The organism is Lactivibrio alcoholicus, assembly GCF_055390895.1.
The window spans coordinates 539,127-556,383 of record NZ_AP042471.1; the positions used below are offsets into that span (position 1 = coordinate 539,127).

A 17,257-nucleotide genomic window follows, 5' to 3' on the forward strand; every position below is an offset into this window, starting at 1 on the left:
CTGTGCTCCCCCCGATCGCCCGTCATGCGACCCAGAACAGGAGCCCCTGTTCCAGATCAATCCTGAAAGCGGGACCGTCTTCCGCCGCATCCGGATCGTCGACGCCCGTGATCCGCTCCCGCCGTTTCTGTCCGTCCCGCTGACCGGACCCGTCCCGCTGCGTCATGTCGCGGACATCGACCGAAAACTCGGCAAGGGCGACACCCTGCTGCTGCAGCATGTTCCGGATCAGGGCAGTCTGATCCTGAATATATTGTCGGAGCTGTTCGCTGTTCACCTTAAGGGATGCCTCGATTCCGCTCGCGGTCTGGGAGAGTTCGATATCCACCCTTCCGAGAGCGGGCGGCTCCACGACAATGCTCGCCCTGGATTGGCCCTCGACATTCAGGAACCGGACAACGTCGGTAACGCCCTCTCCGAAGACCCCGGAATCCTGCGCCATCAGCGGGACCCCCGCGGAAAGAACATCTCTCATGACGGATCTGAACGAGAGATTTCCTCCATTCTGTTCGTTCCGGATCGCTGAGTCGATATGCGACGCCAGCCGCTGAAGCACGTCGGAACGCTCGGAGAAATCGCCCTTCTGCCCCTGTCCCCGCCTCTCCCCAGCGAGAGAAGCGTCGTTTCCGCCCTTCGAGCGGGCGTTGAGCCCGAAAGTCTCGAATACGGCCTCGCGGAGATCGGCGGGATTCACCGTATCGGAAATTCTCGTCTGACCGGACGGGGTATCCTTTGAAATTCCTTCCGTCGCGAACGCGGCTCCGGACAGCACGACACCCTGCTCGCGAAGAGGCGCAAAACGCCCTGACGTTTCGCCCGCACTCGTGGTCCGTCCGACGTCCGGATCTTCGGGGATCCCGTCCGTTCCTGCATCAGGACTTTTACGATCCGGAAGAATCCGGAGCATACGACTCGCCGAGAAGGAACGGTAGAACGACATTCCTCTGATCTGCTCCGAACCGGGCCCGGTTCTTTCCGGAGAACTTCCGGCCGATGGTTGCGGTTCCTCCGGTCCGTTTCCGGTTTCTCCATTTGTATCAACGACAGCGTCTCCGCCCTGACCTGACGGTATACGCAATCCGCCCGAAAAAGCCATTCTGCTCCCGTCGAGAAAAACGCTTTGTTCTTCGAACGAGAACGAGATGTCGAGTACGATCGGGGTCCCGGGTTCGAGAGACGCAAGGTACGCGAAAACCGGATCTCCCGAAGTGACTTCCTCCGTACCGGGCCCCCGGCTTTCTTCGTCTTCGGCGGACAGCTCCTCCGCTGCGACTCCGCCCTCTTTCGTCAGCGGCGCTTTCGACACGATATCCTGAAAGGAAAACGGGAAAATCCATTGCCACGGATTCGACCAGACGGACGGGAATTTCCGGGAGAGACCGCTCTCCGGTTCGGACTGGAAGGCGATCTGCTCACCGGAATCCGTTTCAGGCGTATTTCGGATCCGGAGCAGAGCGTCGCAAAACATTCCCCTCAGGGACGCGGGAAAAAAAACGCCTTCGTCCGCAAAGAGCGATGAAACCAAGGCTTTTGCGCTTTCTCCGTCCGATACCGATATCCCGGGGAAAAGCCCCGGAAGGATATCCTGCCCGCCATGATCGGTCTGAACTCCGGCCATGAACGACCGGAGCAATCCTTCGAAATCCGCGGATGCATCTCCTTCGGCAGTTCCCCCTGGAACCACGTTTTTCGTCTGCGTCGCAGGCAGGGAGAACCCAGGTACGGGAGAAAACAACACACGCATCACCGAGCCTTTCGTCGTTCAGCGAGCTGTTCCGTCAGTCGTGCCGCTCGGGACGCTTCCATGCGACCGAGGATCGCTCCACGCGCGTCTTCCGGCATCTTCTCGAGGAGCCGGACCGCGAGATCCGGACGCAATGCCTCGATAATCTGCGCCGCCTTGCGCGGGGACATGTCCTGATATGTTCTCAGGAGAGTCTCGACATTCCTGTCGTCGTCGGCGGATACCGGGCGTTTCTCGATCTCTTTCGCCGCAACGGCGGCCTCTCTGCTCTCGAGCGTTTCGAGGCGTCCCTCCAGATCCGCCGAAAGGGAATCGAGAGTTTTCTTCAGATCCTCCAACCCCTTTTCCCTCTCGTTGAGACGTCCTTCCCACGCTTCGAGTTCCTGCCGCCGTCGCTCGGCAACCGTCATGGAATAGACTCCTGGGATCCCCATCATCGTCGAGAGCGGTCTTCCGATCCACGGAATCCGGGGGATCACCGGATACACATACGGCCGCATATCCCAGACTCCCGCGAGATCCAGCCCTATCCCACCGCCGATGAGGAGGAGAATCGCGAACAGGAGAAAGGCCCATCGCCGCCCCTTTCCGGCCCGTTTCCGGGATCGCTGTGGCTTGGATGGGCCTTCCTCCTGCGTCGGGCGTTCGATGCGTTCTTCCTGCTCGTCCGGAGGCATCCGCTATCCACCACCCTTGAGGCGCCTGTATCGCGCCATCACGTTCTCGACATATCGTTGCGTCTCCGGAATGGACGGAATCCCTCCGGCCGCGTCGACCCGCGCCGGCCCGGCGTTGTACGCCGCGAGCGTTCTTTCGAGATCTCCCTCATATTTATCGGCGAGCAGGGAGAGATATTTTACGCCGCCTTCGATATTCTGGCCGGGATCGAACGGATCGTCGATTCCCATGTCGATCGCGGTGCCGGGCATGAGTTGCATCAAACCGATGGCGCCCTTCGGGGAAACTGCATCCGGCCTCCCCCCCGATTCGGCCGCCATCACGGCGCGTACAAGGCTTTCCTCGACCCCGTACTTCTTCGCGCAGTCCCGGATGGCCTGATCCCACGATTCCTTCGACGCTCCATCGCCCACAGGGCGAAGCAGCCCGGGAATCTCGGCTCTGGGCTGTCCGACCTTCTTTTCTTCTTTCTTTCCGGATTCCGCCGCCGCGAGAATTTCCGCGAAGGAGTTTCCGTCGGCGCGTCCGCGCGCCGCGGCGGTCTCTCCGATAAGATCCCGGATCTCCCTGATCCTGGATTGGACACGTTCGATGTTCCGCGTATCCAGTCGTATCATTCCTCGCCCTCCGTCCGGGTGCCCTGATATCGAATCCCCGCGAAATCGTCGAGTTCTTCCTGCTCGTACCGCGCGTTCTTCGTTTTGTCCTCTTCAACCAGATTCCCGATGAACGTCTCCATGATGCGGACGTCCCGATGCTTCTCAGTCAACCGGATTTCGGTACCGGAAATCTGTTCCCTTATGGACGAAAGCTGCAAGTTCCGTTCCGATATGGTCTTGTCGACGGCATCGACGACCTGGCGCCGGAACCACAGATCCATACACGTACACATCCGTCCGGACTCTTTGGAGAACTCCCGAAGCGCATCAATCCGCTCCTCGCAAAGACTCTCGAGAGAGCTCCGGATCGCGTCTTCGGCCTTTCGCTCCTCCGCCAGGCGTTTTCGCTCTTCGTCGCGCCACAATTCTTTTGCCGACAGGATCTTCCTGAACCTGCGGATTCGTGTATTCATGAGAACGCTCCTTCGAACCCCGGAAGTTCACCCCTATACGTTCCTATTCGGACGTCGGAGCGAGCGACAATAGCGTTTTCTCCGCATCGGAGAACGAGAATGTCTCGTCGACCTTCTGGGACAGGAATCCGCGAACGTCGGAGAGGTGGTCGAGAGCCCAGTCGATTTTCGGGTTCGATCCCTTTTTGTAGGCGCCGATGTTGATGAGGTCTTCCGCCTCGGAATGAACCGCGAGGAGTTCGCGGACGCGGCCCGCCGCCTCGAGGTGTTCCCGGCCGACGATCGAGGGCATGACGCGGCTGACGCTTTCGAGGACATCGACGGCAGGGTAGAAATTCCGGGCAGCGATCCTTCGCGAAAGGACGATATGCCCGTCGAGAATTCCGCGGACCGTGTCCGCGACAGGTTCGTTCATGTCGTCTCCTTCGACGAGCACCGTGTAGATCCCGGTGATGCTCCCGCGCTCGCCGGCGCCAGCCCGCTCGAGGAGCCTCGGCAGACTTTCGAACACCGACGGCGTATAGCCGCGCGTCGTCGGAGGCTCGCCGATGGCGAGGCCGACCTCGCGCTGCGCCCTGGCGACGCGCGTGACGGAGTCCATCATGAGGAGGACGTTTTTCCCCTCGTCCCGAAAGTACTCGGCGATCGCAGTCGCGGTCAGCGACGCCTTGAGACGGATCAGCGGAGGCTGATCCGACGTGGCGATGACGAGCACGGAACGACGGAGCCCCTCTTCGCCGAGATCGTGGTCGACGAATTCGCGCACCTCCCGGCCTCGTTCCCCGACAAGCGCGATGACGTTCACATCCGCTTCGGTGAAACGCGCCATCATTCCGAGCAGCGTGCTCTTTCCGACGCCCGATCCCGCGAATATTCCGATCCGCTGCCCCGTTCCGAGCGTGAGGATTCCGTCGATGACCCTGACGCCCACGGGGAGAGGCGTCGTTATCATCTGCCGCCGCAAGGGGTGGGGTGGATCCGCATACAGGGGGTAGACATCGGTGGCGATGACCGGTCCTTTGTCGTCCATGGGTTCCCCGAGCGCGTCAAGAACCCTCCCAAGCAGGGACTGGCCAACCCGGACCCCGAGGGGACGATCCGTCGACAGAACGTCGCACCCCGGCCCCACGTCCTTGAGGGTTCCGAGCGGCATGAGAAGGACGCGGTCGCCCCGGAACCCGACAACTTCGGCCTTGAGGGAACGGGAACTGTCACGGAAGCGGATAGCGCAGAGATCTCCGACGCGGACGTCGGGTCCCTGGGATTCGACGACGAGTCCGACCACCTGAACGACCCGTCCGTTGATCCGGATGAGCTGCGTCCTGTCGAGGCGGCTCCCGAGGACCTCGACCAGCGTGAGGTCAGTTCTGGTTGGATTCATACCGGATTCCCTCGATAAAGAGCGTCTCTATCTCGGAATCGATCTGCTCCAGCTGTGTTCTCCACCGGGCGTCGTAGACGCCGAGGTTCGTCTCGACGATGCAGCTGCCCGGACCGACGCTGGGGTCGGCAATGAACTCAAGGTGTTTCGTTCCGCGCAGGATATCGGCGAACTCTCCCTGGCGGTCTCGGAGGATGTCGACATCCGCCGGGGCGAGGTATACAACGATTCGTTCCCTGTCGCTCACCCGCTGAAGGACGCCGGAAAAAACACGGAGGACCGCTTCCTGGTCGAGGGAAATTTCCTTGTGCAGCATCCGTTTCAGGAGGTTCTGCCACAGACGGATGATCTTCGGCGTCAGGAGTCGTATGAGCGAATCGGTCTGGCCGACAAGCGTTTCGTGAATGGATTCGAGACGGGCCACAAGCGCCGAAAAGCGCTGGGCGTATTCGGCGGCCACTTCTTTTCTCGCGAGAGCGAGTCCTTCTTCCCGGCCGTTTTTGTTTCCTTCGGCATATCCTTCCCTGCGGGCTTTCTCAAAAAGTCGCCCGGACTCGGTCTCAACCTCGGACATCATCTTCCCGCGTTCCGTCTCGACCCGGGAACGCAATTCGGACAGTTCACCTTCGAAAGCGCGAATCCGTTCCAGCAGCCCGCCATTCTCCCGCTCCGCAGCCTCGGCGCGCTCCCGGAATCTTTCGACCTCATGCCGGACATCGTCGAGTTCCGATTCCCTCTCGCGTCGTTCGACGTCCTCCGGGCGCACGGAACCTTCGAATTCGTCCTCCGGCCGGCCGGTCTCCTGCGCCGCACCGATTCGGACGGACTGGGGAAGAACGCGGACTGCGCGCAGGATGTTCCGGCGGAGGTGATTAGACAACCAGCTCCTCCTCTCCGCCTCTGGAAATGATGATCTCTCCCGTATCCTCCAGAGCGCGGACCACATTGACGACCTTCTGCTGCGATTCCTCCACGTCCCGGACCCTGACCGGCCCCATGTAGTCCATGTCTTCCTTGAGCATTTCCGCCGCGCGTTTCGACATGTTCCGGAAGAATTTGCTCCGGAGTTCTTCGGTCGCGCCTTTGAGCGCAAGGCCGAGTTCCTTCATCTCCACCTCGCGCAGGACTCTCTGGAGCGAGCGGTCGTCCATCTTGATGATATCCTCGAAGACGAACAGCCGTCGCTTGATCTCTTCCGCGAGTTCCGGGTCGTTTTCCTCGAGGTGTTCCATGATGTTCCGCTCCGTGGCCCGGTCCGCGTTGTTGATGATGTTGACGATCGCGTCGATGCCGCCCGCGAGCGTGAAGTCCTGTCCCATAACGGTGCTGAGCTTTCTTTCGAGCACACGCTCCACCTCCCGCAGAACCTCCGGAGTGATCCGGTCCATCCGGGCGATCCGTTTCGCGACCTCCGCCTGGAGGGATGCAGCCAAGCCGCCGATGACCTGGGCGGCCTGTTCCGGTTCGAGATAGGACAAAATCAGGGCGATCGTCTGAGGGTGCTCGCTCTGGATGAAGCCGAGAAGTTGCTGCGGATCCGTATGCCGCATGAAATCGAACGGTCTTACCTGCAGCGACGCCGTAATCCTCGACAGGAGACTCTGTGCCCGTTCCGGACCGAGGGCCCGTTCGAGAATGTCGCGCGCGTAATCGACGCCTCCTCTCGCCATGTACTCCCGGGCGAGAAGCATCTCCTGGGCCTCCTTGAGGACATCGAGGCGCATTTCCGGCGTCACTTTTCGGAGGTTTGCGATTTCGAGCGTGACGATCTCTATCGTCGCGTCGTCGAGCTGCTTGTAGATATTCGCGGCGATCTCGTTTCCGAGCGCGACCATGAGTATGGCCGAACGCTCCTTGCCGCTCAGATCCCGTCCCTTGCCGGCCTTCGCCATCGCGCCCTCCTAGACTTCCTCGGCGAGCCAGTCCTGCATGAGGCTCGCGATTTCTTCAGGCTTCGACCTGGCATAGGCGCGAAGCTGTTCCTCGAGAACGGCCAGTTCTCCGTGCGACTCGAAAAGATCGGGAGACGCGAGGAGTTCCTGGATCGTCGGAATCCGTTTCGGCTCTTTGGATCCTGAGGCCGCGAGCATCGCCTTCATCCGCTTCCGGCGCATGTAGTAGATCGCCCCCAGCACCGCGAGAACCAGAACGACGACGGTCGAAACCAGCGCGATGATCAGCTCCGTCCGGCGCTGCGCCGCAAGCTGCTCCGCGAGCGTATCCGAGAGCGTCGTCGAGAATTTCATCCCCTGGATGACGAGCTGATCGCCACGGACCTCGCTGTACCCGATCGCGGAGGCCACGAGGGTATGAAGCTCTTTCACTCTCGGCTCCTGGAGTTCTCCGTCGACGAGAACCGAAGCGGACATCCGCCGGATCGCTCCGGGGGTCACGTTCTGCTGCTGTTCCCGCGTCGTGATCTCGAAATTGTTGACCGTATCGCTCTTGTTGTATTCCGACGCTCCCGCTCCCTGCGTCGCAATAGCGTACCCAGGGATGTTCGTCGTCGTTCCGGGAGCGCCGCCGGGCGGCGTTCCGGGTCCCTTGTAACTCTCTTCCGTGAGCTGCTGGCTCCGGATGACTCCCTTTCCCGAAGGTCCCGGGATGAATTCCTTCTGCGTGCTCGACCGTTTGTCGAAGTCGAGATCGACCTTGACGCGGACGACCACCTTTCCGGGGCCATAGACCCGTTCGAGCATCACGCGGACTTTTCCTTCGAGCTCTCGTTCCTGCTGGCGCTCGAGTTCTCGCTGGACCGACGAAACCGTATGCCCCTCTCCCGACCTGGAGTAGATGAAGAGATCCTGGTCGAGGAGATCGGAGAGAACCTTTCCGGTCGAATCCACGACGGTGACGTTTTCCGGCGTCAGCCCCTGGACGCTGTGGGAAACGAGGTGGACAATCGCCTTGACCTGATCGGGACCGAGTTCCCGCCCCGCCTTGAGACGCAGGAGCACGGAAGCCGTCGAGGGCTGTTGCTGTTCGAGAAAGAGCTTCTGCTCCGGGATAACGATGTTGACCTTGACGAAATCGACCGCGTCGAGCTGCTTGATGGTGCGGTAGAGTTCCCCTTCCAGCGCGCGGATATACGTGATCTTCTGCTGGAACTCGCTCATTCCCATCTTGGAGGCGTCGAAAAGCTCGTATCCGACGCTTCCTCCCTTGGGAAGCCCCGCCTGTGCCAACGCGAGCCGCGTCTCGTAGACCTGGGCCCTGGGAAGGAGGATCGCATTTGCGGCGGGATCGATACGATAGGGGATTTTGTTTTCCTTGAGGTAGGCGACAATCGCCGCCTCGTCGCCTACTTCGAGCCCCGTGAAGAGAGGATCGTAGGCGGGACGCCCGGCCCAGAACACGAGAAGGCCGAGGAGGACGAGGACCAAAAGGCCTGCGCCACCCAGGGAGGCCTTTTGCCACCCCCTGAGGGACGACCAGAAGAACGCGACACGTCCCAACAGCTGCCGGATGCGCTCCATGCTTTTCGACACCGTCCCCGCCGGAAACTAGACCGGCATCCGCGCCAGTTGCTGATATGCGTCGATCAGCTTGTTCCGGACCTCAGTGAGAAGGCGGAGGGCGATTTCCGCCCGCTGGACCGATAGAACCACGTCGGAAATGTCGTCGACATCCCCCGTCGTCATTCGTTTCATCATCGTATCGGAGTGCTGCCCGAGCGAATTGACCTGAACCATGGACTCCTTCAGGAGGTCCTCGAAAGATATTCCGAGTCCTTCGGGAGTCCTGGGCTTTCCGGACGTTTCGGCTGAGACGCTCTCAGCGGAAAACTTCGACAGATCCAGATCGATTCTCGACAACACATGCGCCCCCTTGCCAAAGAATGTTCGCGTATCCAGAAAATATTACCACAACACCACGTCGTGAAATACAAAGAGGCCCGCCACTGCGGCATTTCGAGCCTCGTGACGGACCTCCTGTAGTTCTTTTGGCCTACTTTTTAGCGTTTCCCGCTCCGGGACGTTACCCCCGAAGGATATCGAGCGCACCGTTCCACATCGTCTTCGCGGTTTCCGTGACGGCGAGATTCGCCTCATACGCGCGACTCGCGACCATCATATCGGTCATCTCGCGCACGACGGAGACGTTCGGAAAGGCCACATACCCATCTTCCCGCGCGTCGGGGTGGTCGGGCTGGTAGGCGAGTCTCGGAGCCTGCGGATCTCTGGCGATCGCCGTCACACGCACTCCGCCCATCGGGCCGTCCAGTTCGCGGTCGAGCATCTCCGCAAAAATCGGGACCTTTCGCGTATACGGGCCCCCTTCGGGCGTCCGAGTCGTATTTACGTTCGCGAGATTCGCGGAAATCGTATCCATCCACAGGCGATGAGCCGTCAACGCACTTCCCGCGACATCGATGCTCCGGAAGACTCTCATCCCTACTGCCCGCCCATCACGGAACGCAACATCGCGCCCTTTCGGGCGAGAAAGCGGCTCAGCGCCGTGTACGACATTCTCGTTTCGGTCAGAACAGCCATCTCCCGCTCGGGGTCGACAGCGTTTCCGTCGAGACGGTACGGTTCATCGGAAACGCGCGTCTCCGTCGGAACGACATCGTCGACCGCAAGCGGCCCTGAGGGGATGTGGGAGCGGTCGGTGACAATCATCGGTAATTTCGACGGGCCGTTGATCACTTCCCGCAGTTCCTCCTCGAACGACACCTTCCGGCGTGCGTAGGCGGGCGTATTCGCATTCGCGATATTCTTCGACGTGGACTCAAGTCTTCGGGAGAGTCCCTGCATTCCCTTCCCGAGAACCGACATTGTCATATCTCCATACATCTACGCACCCTCCCTTCGACGCCTCGTTTCCTTTTTCGGCAGACATCGCCCGCAGCTTGAGGAAATTTCAGTCCCGCGCACCGATCCCGAGTTCCTCGACAAAGAGCGGACTCAGAATCTTGATGAATGTCCCCTTCATTCCGAGGCTGCGGCTCTCGATGATCCCGGCGCTTTCCAGTTTTCTGAGAGCGTTGACGATGACGCTCCGCGTGACGCCCACCCGGTCGGCGACCTTGCTCGCGATGACGACCCCCTCGCTGCCGTTCAGTTCGGTGATGATGTGTTTCACCGATTCGACCTCCGAATACGACAGCGCCCTCATGGCCATCTGGACGACGAGCCGCTCTCTCGCGCGTTCTTCGATGGTCCGCGTCCTGTCGTGGAGGATTTCGATGCCGACGAGGGTTGCGAGATACTCGGCAAGCACGAGATCCTTGACGTAGAACGGTTTGAAGAACCGGGCGAGGAAGAGCGTCCCGAGACGTTCCGCCGATCCGTAGATCGGAACGTAGAGAAGATGTTTTTCCGGCCCGGTTTCGTCGCTCTGGTCGTCGAACAGATACGCGTCGCTGTCGCTCAGGATGGATTCCCTGTGCTGGTTCGCCTTCTCGACGAACGATTCCGGCATATACCCCTTGTCGAGAAATTGCGCGAGCTGTTCGGAATGATATTCGCTCACCCAGGAATACCCCAGTATCTTGCCTTCCCTGTTGATGATGTACACGTTTGCCGTGGAGAAATCGCACAGAAGCTTCGCGAGCTTCGCGTAATCCGGCTTCGTTCCCTCCCGTCGACTCTGGAGTGCCCTTCCGACCTGTCTTGTCTTGTCAAGAAGGTCTTTCATCGACGGGTCTTCGACGATGACTGACGGTATATCGATCGAATCGTTTCCCTTTTTCATGCTACGTTCCCTCCTCATGCGCATGGCGCACGGTATTTGTACGTTATGGATAACGACGGAACCTACAGGAGGTACCGTCGGACATCGCTGTCGCTGATGAGCGGAGTCAGGCGGCTGCGGACCTCGGCTTCGCCGATCACGATCCGCTCCCCCTTCCGCTCGGGCGCCGTGAAGCTGATTTCATCGAGAAGATACTCGATCATCGTGTGAAGCCTCCGTGCGCCGATGTTTTCCATCTCCGCGTTCATCCGCTCGGCAAGGGTCGCGATCTCGCGGATGGCTTCCCCGTCGAATTCGAGAGTCACGTCTTCGACGCCGAGGAGCGCCTGATACTGCCGGATCAGACTGTTTTCGGGCTCGACGAGAATCTTCGCCAGGTCGTCGCAGCTCAGGGGTTGAAGCTCCACGCGAATCGGAAAGCGCCCCTGAAGTTCCGGCACGAGATCCGAAGGCTTCACCGAAGAGAACGCCCCAGCGGCGATGAAAAGCATGTGATCCGTTGTCACGGGGCCATATTTCGTCTGTACGGCCGTTCCCTCGACGATCGGCAGGAGATCTCTCTGGACGCCTTCCCTGCTCACATCGGGGCCGGATCCGCCGCCACCCCGCGCGACGATCTTGTCGATCTCGTCGAGAAACACGATCCCCTCCTCCTGCGCCGTTTCGAGAGCCTCGCGCGTTACGGAATCCATATCGATAAGCTTTTCAGCCTCTTCGGCCTGGAGCATCCGCTTCGCGTCCGAGACGCTCACGCGTCGCTTCTTCGTCTTTTTCGGGAGCAGATTTCCGAGCATCTCGCCGATGTTGATTCCCATGGAGTCCATTCCGGCGCCTCCAAGAAGAGGGATCGCCATACCAGAGGACTCGGAGACCTCCACTTCGACCTCGCGGTCGTCCAGCTTTCCCGCACGAAGCAACGAGAGAAGCTTCTGCCGGGTTCCCTCGCGGAGACGTTCGTCCTCTTCGGTCGTCTCCGGTTCCTCGGGTTCCTGTCCGCCGCCGGTGAACGCGCGCAGGAATTCCGGAACGCGGGCTTTTTTTTCCGGGCGCGGAAGGAGGATATCGACGATCCGCTGTTCCGCGCGTTCCGATGCCGGAATCTGGACCTCCTCGATCCTTCGTTTCTTGACCATCGCGACAGCCGCGTCCGTCAATTCCCGGACGATAGATTCGACGTCGCGTCCGACATACCCGACTTCGGTGAATTTCGTGGCCTCGACCTTTACGAACGGAGCGTTCACGAGATCCGCAAGCCGTCGCGCGATCTCGGTCTTTCCGACTCCCGTCGGACCGACCATCAGGATATTCTTCGGCATGATCTCCCTGGCGATCTCGTCGGAGAGCGCCCTGCGACGCATTCTGTTCCTGAGCGCGATCGCGACGGCTCGCTTCGCGCCGCCCTGCCCGACGACATAGCGGTCGAGGTAAGCCATGATCTCACGCGGGGTGAGCCCGTACGCTCCCTGTTCGAGCTGCGTCATTCGCCGATCGCCTCCACCGAAATGACATTGTCGGTGTAGATACAGATCTCCGAGGCTATCTCGATGGCCCTCCGGGCGATCCTCGACGGAACCCATTCCGAGGCTTCGAGAAGCGCGCGCGCCGCGGCGAGAGCGAAACCGGATCCTGATCCGATCGAAGCCGTGTCGTTTTCCGGTTCGAGAACGTCCCCCGCGCCGGAAAGCAACAACGTGCTCCGCGCGTCGGCGACGAGAAGCATCGCCTCGAGACGTCTGAGCGTACGATCCGTCCGCCACTCCTTGACCATGGCCACGGCGGATCGCGTCAGATCGCCGCTGTTCTCTTCGAGCCGGTTTTCGAACCGCTCGAGCAGCGTCATCGCATCCGCAGTGCTTCCCGCAAACCCCGCGAGCACCGACCCTTTGTACAACCGGCGCACCTTTTTGGCGCCGGCCTTGATGATCTGCGTCCCGAACGTGACCTGGCCGTCTCCGGCCATGGCCACCGCGTTTCCGCGCCGGACGCAGACGATCGTCGTTCCCTCGAACATTCCCTAATCCCCTTCCTTCGCACGAGGATGAGCTCTGATGTAGCTTTCCCTCAGGCGATCGGCGGTCACCGTCACATACCGTTGCGTCGTGACGATCGATTCATGTCCCAGAAGCTCCTGAAGCACCCGGATCGAAGCGCCTCCTTCGAGCATGTGCGTCGCGTAGCTGTGTCGCAGGACGTGCGGCGTCACCCCGGGGATGCCGGCCTTCAGGGCGGCGCGATCGACGATCCGGGCGACCGTCCTGACGGTCATCGGAGAATCCCCTTTGCCGGGAAAGACGAAAGTCGCCCCCGGAATGTCGGGAAGATCCCTTCCCTGCGACAGGCATGAGCATTCCCGCTTCCACAGTTCCAGAGAACAAACGGCGTACCGTCCCATCGGAACCATCCGCTCCTTGTCTCCCTTGCCGAGAATACGCAACCATCGCTCCCCGAGATCGACCGCATCCCATGTGAGCCCGACGACTTCAGCGATACGCAACCCGCATCCGTACAACAACTCAAGAACGGCGGAGTCCCTCGCCGCATGATCGTCCTCCGGAACGGCCTCGACAAGACGCTTCGCGTCCCCGCGCGAAAGAGCCCTCGGCAATCGTCCGGGGAGCCTTGGCCCCCGGACGCTCGCGCTCGGATCGACCTTGAGTTCCTGTCGCTCGACGAGAAAGGAGCACAGGCTCCGTATGGTCGAAAGTTTCCGCGCCGCCGATGTCTTCGCATACCCGTACCCGACGAGATCGCGGAGGAAACTCCGTATGATCCGCGAGTCCACGTCCCGCATCGACGAAACGCCTCTTGCGACCGCATACTCGACGAATTGCGAGAGATCGATCGAGTAATTCGCGACCGTATGCCCGGAAGCGTTCCGTGCGAAGCGCAACGTATCAAGAAAGCAATCCACCGAAGCTGATAACTGTTCTGGCATGACAATATTTTAGCACCTTTTTCTAGACTCTAGCAACTTTTCAAAAGAATGGAATTTATCGCGATCGCGGAATACGTGCATATCCGCGCTTCGTCCGTGGAAAACCGTTGTCGATATCCTTTTTCCCGGGAAATTCCTGTCCGAGCGCTCCCGAAGAAAAGGAAGCGTGCCTCTGAGGGAGAGATGCGCTTCGCTGCGGGAGGCGCGTATGTTCAGCCTATGCGAAGATCTTCGAGAAAACGCTTCATTGAGGCAAGCGCCCGTTCCGAGGCGATCCGGCACTTATCCGGCCTGGAGATCCGTTTCCCCGCGACGGGCGGGAGGATTCCCAGGTTCACGTTCATCGGCTGAAAGCGTGCCGGTTCGGCGTTCATCAGATAGTGCAGCAGAGATCCTGTCACGCTCTCGCGCGGCCACACGGGCGGCCGTTCCGGATTCCGTCCGAGTGCGGCGCAATTCACCGCGGTCGCGATTCCCATAGCGGCGCTTTCGAGATAGCCCTCGACCCCCGTGATCTGTCCGGCCAGAAAAAGCGCCTCCCGGCCGCGCACGCGCAGCCACGGATCGAGCACCTTCGGAGCGTTCACGTAGACGTTCCGGTGCATGACTCCGTATCTCGCGAATTCGGCTCGCTCGAGCCCCGGGATGAGCCGGAAAACGCGATCCTGTTCGCCCCACCTGAGGCTAGTCTGGAAACCGACGAGGTTGTAGAGCGTCCCATCCCTGTTATCCTGCCTGAGCTGAACGACAGCGAAAGGTTCCCGTCCCGTCCGGGGGTCGGGAAGTCCGACGGGCCGGAGCGGTCCGAACCGGAGCGTTTCGGGACCTCTCGCGGCGATCACTTCGACGGGAAGGCACCCTTCGAAGTATTTCGGGTCCTCGAAGGAGTGCGGAACAGCACGTTCGGCGGATATCAGGGCGGAGTGGAACGCTCGGTATTGTTCTTCCGTCATCGGGCAGTTCAGATAGTCCCCTCGTTGTCCGTAGCGCCCCGCGCGATAGACGACATCCTCGTCGACGCTGTCGAGAACGACGACAGGAGCCGCGGCGTCGAAGAAGTAGAGATACTCTTCGCCCGTCACGCGCGCGAGAGCAGAAGCCATGGACGGCGACGTCAGGGGGCCCGTCGCGACGATGCACGGTTCTTCCGGAATTTCGCAAACCTCTTCGCGATGGATCGTGATCGACGGACACGATTCGATCGCCTCCGTGACGAGCGACGCGAAGGACTCACGGTCGACGGCCAGCGCTTTTCCGGCCGGAACCGCAGCCTTTTCCGCGCACCCGAGAAGAAGACTGCCGAGAAGGCGAAGCTCCTCCTTCAGAATGCCTGCCGGACTTGTCGGTTCGAGCGCGCCGAGCGAATTGCTGCACACGAGCTCCGCAAGCAGGGCGGTACGGTGCGCCGGGCTCGTCCTGACCGGACGCATCTCGTGGAGATCGACGCTCCACCCATCCTTCGCGAGCCTCCACGCGGCTTCGCATCCGGCGAGACCGCCGCCGACGACGGTGACCCTAGGCATCGTTCCCAGTCCCCAGAATGTGCCCGCAATCCGCACACGTCGTTCCGTCCGTCGCGCCGCCGCATTTCGGACATTTCGGCTTCTCGGGGGCCTTCCAGGAGACGTAGTCGCAGTCCGGATAGCGGGAACACCCGTAGAATGTCCTTCCCTTCCGGCTCTTTCGCCGGACGATCTCTCCGCCTTCGGTCGCGCCGCATTTGGGACACGCGACGCCGGTCGTCTGCCTGATCGGCTCCGTATGGCGGCATTCCGGATACCCTGTGCACGCGATGAACTCCCCGAAACGGCCTCTCTTCCTGATGAGCGGTTTCCCGCATTCAGGGCAGTCCCTGCCGACGGGCTCCGGTTCCGGAAGCGGCACCCTGGGCGCCGCCTTCGCGCTTTCTACGGTCTTCAGGAACGGATCCCAGAACGACCGAACGACATCGAGCCACCGTCTGCGGGCGCCTTCGACCTCGTCCAGGCTTTCTTCCATGCTGGCGGTAAAGCCCGTATCGACGATCGGAGAGGTGCTCCCCCCGCCGAAATAGCGTTTGAGGAATTCCGTCACGGTCATCCCGAGAGGAGTCGGCTGCAGGCGCTTTTCTTCGTTCCTCTCGACGTAGACGCGATCGTAGAGCGTCTCCACGATGGACGCGTACGTCGATGGACGTCCGACCCCCTCTTCCTCGAGCACCTTGATGAGCGAGGCTTCCGAATAGCGTGCGGGAGGCTTCGTCCAGCGTTGTTCTTTCTCGACATCGAGAAGCGCGAGCGGTTCTCCGGGCGTCGCGGGCTTCAGAAGTTCCCCCTTGAGATCGAGCGGCCACACCGCGCTCCAGCCGTCGAAACGCATACTCTCGCCGAGTTGCCGCAGCCCGACGCGGCCGGCATCCGCGTCGAGCGTCGCGTTTTCCACGACGGCCGGAGCCATCTGGGACGCGACGAACCGCTTCCAGATCATCGAGTAGAGACGAAGCTGCTCGGGTTCGACGACTCCCTCGAGAGACGAGGGGTCGATCCCGACATCCGTCGGTCGGATAGCTTCGTGCGCATCCTGAGACAGAACCTTCGATTCGAAACGATTCGGTTCTTCGGGCAAATACATGGCGCCGTAGCGCGATCCGACGTATTCGCGGACTGCCGCGATCGCCTCCGGAGCCGTCCTGAGACTGTCCGTCCGCATGTACGTGATGAGTCCCGTCGGTCCGCGGCCCGGGATCGTCACGCCCTCGAAAAGCGACTGGGCGATTCCCATCGTCCGGCGAGGCGAAAAACCGAGACGGCGGGAGGCTTCCTGTTGCAGCGTGCTCGTCTTGAACGGCGCGAGGGGTTTCCGAACGCTCGCCCTCGTGACGTAGGAGCGTACGGTAATCGCCGCGCTCCGGATTTCGTCCTCGACGAACGATGCGGTTTCGGCGTCGGGGATGAGAAGCGACTTGCCCTCTTTCCAGAGGGATTTCCCGTCGAGACTGTCCGCCCGCAACGAGTAGCGCCGTCCGCCATCCGCCTCCGCGGATGCCGTCACATTCCAGTATTCAGTCGGAACGAAGGCGCTGATCTCCTCCTCGCGCTCGCAGATCAGCGCCAGGGCGACCGACTGGACCCGGCCGGCCGAGAGTCCGTAGCGGATCTTGTTCCAGAGGAGGGGACTCAGCGTATAGCCGACGAGTCGGTCGAGGATGCGCCGCGCCTGCTGCGCGTCGACCTTGTCCATGTCGATGCGGTCGGGCGTTCCGATCGCTTCGCGGACCGCCGCCGGGGTGATTTCGTAGAAACGGACGCGGCATGCCGAAGCGGGATCGATCCCAAGGAGGTCGGCAAGGTGCCACGCGATGGCTTCTCCTTCGCGGTCGGGGTCCGACGCGAGGATAACCGAGGAACTTTTTCCGGCTATCGCGGCAAGTTCCTTCCTGAGCGTGGCCTTTCCCTTGACGAGAATGTACTCGGGCGCGAAATCGTGATCGATGTCGATGGCCATGCGGCTCTTCGGCAGGTCGCGGACATGCCCGACGCTTGCCCGGACCGTATAGCCCGGACCGAGGATCTTCGTGAGCGTCTTCGACTTCGTGGGAGACTCGACGATGACGAGGACGGATTCTTTCGATATCTTCGGAGTCGTCGTCTTCGACGACGCTTTTCCGGTCTGCGAGGTTTTCGCCACCTTCGCAGCGCCCCTCTTCGGAGAGGTTTTCTCCGACGGTTTCGCGGGGTCCTTTCCGGTCGCCGAAGGCGCTTTCATTCTTCG

Annotated in this window: 17 protein-coding genes; all 17 read right to left on the reverse strand. The window is 61.1% G+C overall.

Annotated features, from left to right (window positions below):
* Positions 1–22: 22 nt before the first annotated feature.
* The 17 genes from ACZ5IU_RS02725 to topA all read right to left on the reverse strand — a co-directional run bounded on the left by ACZ5IU_RS02725 (position 23) and on the right by topA (position 17,251).
* Positions 23–1,744, reverse strand: coding sequence for a flagellar hook-length control protein FliK (locus ACZ5IU_RS02725; RefSeq protein ID WP_464420269.1), 1,722 nt, complete (start codon positions 1,742–1,744; stop codon positions 23–25).
* The gene (locus ACZ5IU_RS02730) at positions 1,744–2,421 is read right to left on the reverse strand and encodes a MotE family protein (protein WP_464420271.1); all 678 of its coding nucleotides are present in this window, start codon (positions 2,419–2,421) and stop codon (positions 1,744–1,746) included. The genes ACZ5IU_RS02725 and ACZ5IU_RS02730 overlap by 1 nt, the downstream gene beginning before the upstream one ends.
* A gap of 3 nt (positions 2,422–2,424) precedes the next feature.
* Positions 2,425–3,039, reverse strand: a complete 615-nt coding sequence (locus tag ACZ5IU_RS02735; protein ID WP_464420273.1) for a lytic transglycosylase domain-containing protein — start codon at positions 3,037–3,039, stop codon at positions 2,425–2,427.
* Positions 3,036–3,494 carry a flagellar export protein FliJ gene (locus ACZ5IU_RS02740; protein ID WP_464420275.1) on the reverse strand — a complete coding sequence of 153 codons (459 nt, stop codon included), beginning with the start codon at positions 3,492–3,494 and terminating at the stop codon, positions 3,036–3,038. Before ACZ5IU_RS02740 ends, ACZ5IU_RS02735 begins: the two co-directional genes overlap by 4 nt.
* 43 nt (positions 3,495–3,537) lie before the next feature.
* Positions 3,538–4,875 (reverse strand): flagellar protein export ATPase FliI, encoded by a 1,338-nt coding sequence (gene fliI / locus ACZ5IU_RS02745; protein WP_464420277.1) that lies wholly within the window; start codon positions 4,873–4,875, stop codon positions 3,538–3,540.
* Positions 4,856–5,755 carry a FliH/SctL family protein gene (locus ACZ5IU_RS02750; protein WP_464420279.1) on the reverse strand — a complete coding sequence of 300 codons (900 nt, stop codon included), beginning with the start codon at positions 5,753–5,755 and terminating at the stop codon, positions 4,856–4,858. The genes fliI and ACZ5IU_RS02750 overlap by 20 nt, the downstream gene beginning before the upstream one ends.
* A complete protein-coding gene (gene fliG, locus ACZ5IU_RS02755; protein WP_464420281.1) occupies positions 5,748–6,767 on the reverse strand; it encodes a flagellar motor switch protein FliG in 1,020 nt (339 codons plus the stop codon). Before fliG ends, ACZ5IU_RS02750 begins: the two co-directional genes overlap by 8 nt.
* A 9-nt stretch (positions 6,768–6,776) precedes the next feature.
* Positions 6,777–8,363: a flagellar basal-body MS-ring/collar protein FliF gene (gene fliF / locus ACZ5IU_RS02760; RefSeq protein ID WP_464420283.1), complete on the reverse strand. Its 1,587-nt coding sequence runs from the start codon at positions 8,361–8,363 to the stop codon at positions 6,777–6,779.
* Between the two features lie 15 nt (positions 8,364–8,378).
* Entirely contained in the window at positions 8,379–8,690 is a 312-nt protein-coding gene (gene fliE / locus ACZ5IU_RS02765; protein ID WP_464420285.1) for a flagellar hook-basal body complex protein FliE, read from the reverse strand.
* 163 nt (positions 8,691–8,853) lie between these two features.
* Complete coding sequence (gene flgC / locus ACZ5IU_RS02770) at positions 8,854–9,267, reverse strand: flagellar basal body rod protein FlgC (protein WP_464420287.1); 414 nt, start codon at positions 9,265–9,267, stop codon at positions 8,854–8,856.
* A 2-nt stretch (positions 9,268–9,269) separates the two neighbouring features.
* Positions 9,270–9,671, reverse strand: a complete 402-nt coding sequence (gene flgB / locus ACZ5IU_RS02775) for a flagellar basal body rod protein FlgB (protein ID WP_464420289.1) — start codon at positions 9,669–9,671, stop codon at positions 9,270–9,272.
* A 67-nt stretch (positions 9,672–9,738) separates the two neighbouring features.
* A complete protein-coding gene (gene codY / locus ACZ5IU_RS02780; protein WP_464420291.1) occupies positions 9,739–10,572 on the reverse strand; it encodes a GTP-sensing pleiotropic transcriptional regulator CodY in 834 nt (277 codons plus the stop codon).
* A gap of 62 nt (positions 10,573–10,634) precedes the next feature.
* Positions 10,635–12,053: an ATP-dependent protease ATPase subunit HslU gene (gene hslU, locus ACZ5IU_RS02785; protein ID WP_464420293.1), complete on the reverse strand. Its 1,419-nt coding sequence runs from the start codon at positions 12,051–12,053 to the stop codon at positions 10,635–10,637.
* Positions 12,050–12,583 carry an ATP-dependent protease subunit HslV gene (gene hslV / locus ACZ5IU_RS02790; RefSeq protein ID WP_464420295.1) on the reverse strand — a complete coding sequence of 178 codons (534 nt, stop codon included), beginning with the start codon at positions 12,581–12,583 and terminating at the stop codon, positions 12,050–12,052. Before hslV ends, hslU begins: the two co-directional genes overlap by 4 nt.
* A 3-nt stretch (positions 12,584–12,586) precedes the next feature.
* Positions 12,587–13,507: a tyrosine recombinase XerC gene (locus ACZ5IU_RS02795; RefSeq protein ID WP_464420297.1), complete on the reverse strand. Its 921-nt coding sequence runs from the start codon at positions 13,505–13,507 to the stop codon at positions 12,587–12,589.
* 212 nt (positions 13,508–13,719) lie between these two features.
* Positions 13,720–15,030 carry a methylenetetrahydrofolate--tRNA-(uracil(54)-C(5))-methyltransferase (FADH(2)-oxidizing) TrmFO gene (trmFO, locus tag ACZ5IU_RS02800; RefSeq protein ID WP_464420299.1) on the reverse strand — a complete coding sequence of 437 codons (1,311 nt, stop codon included), beginning with the start codon at positions 15,028–15,030 and terminating at the stop codon, positions 13,720–13,722.
* Positions 15,023–17,251 (reverse strand): type I DNA topoisomerase, encoded by a 2,229-nt coding sequence (gene topA / locus ACZ5IU_RS02805; protein ID WP_464420301.1) that lies wholly within the window; start codon positions 17,249–17,251, stop codon positions 15,023–15,025. Before topA ends, trmFO begins: the two co-directional genes overlap by 8 nt.
* Between the last annotated feature and the right edge of the window lie 6 nt (positions 17,252–17,257).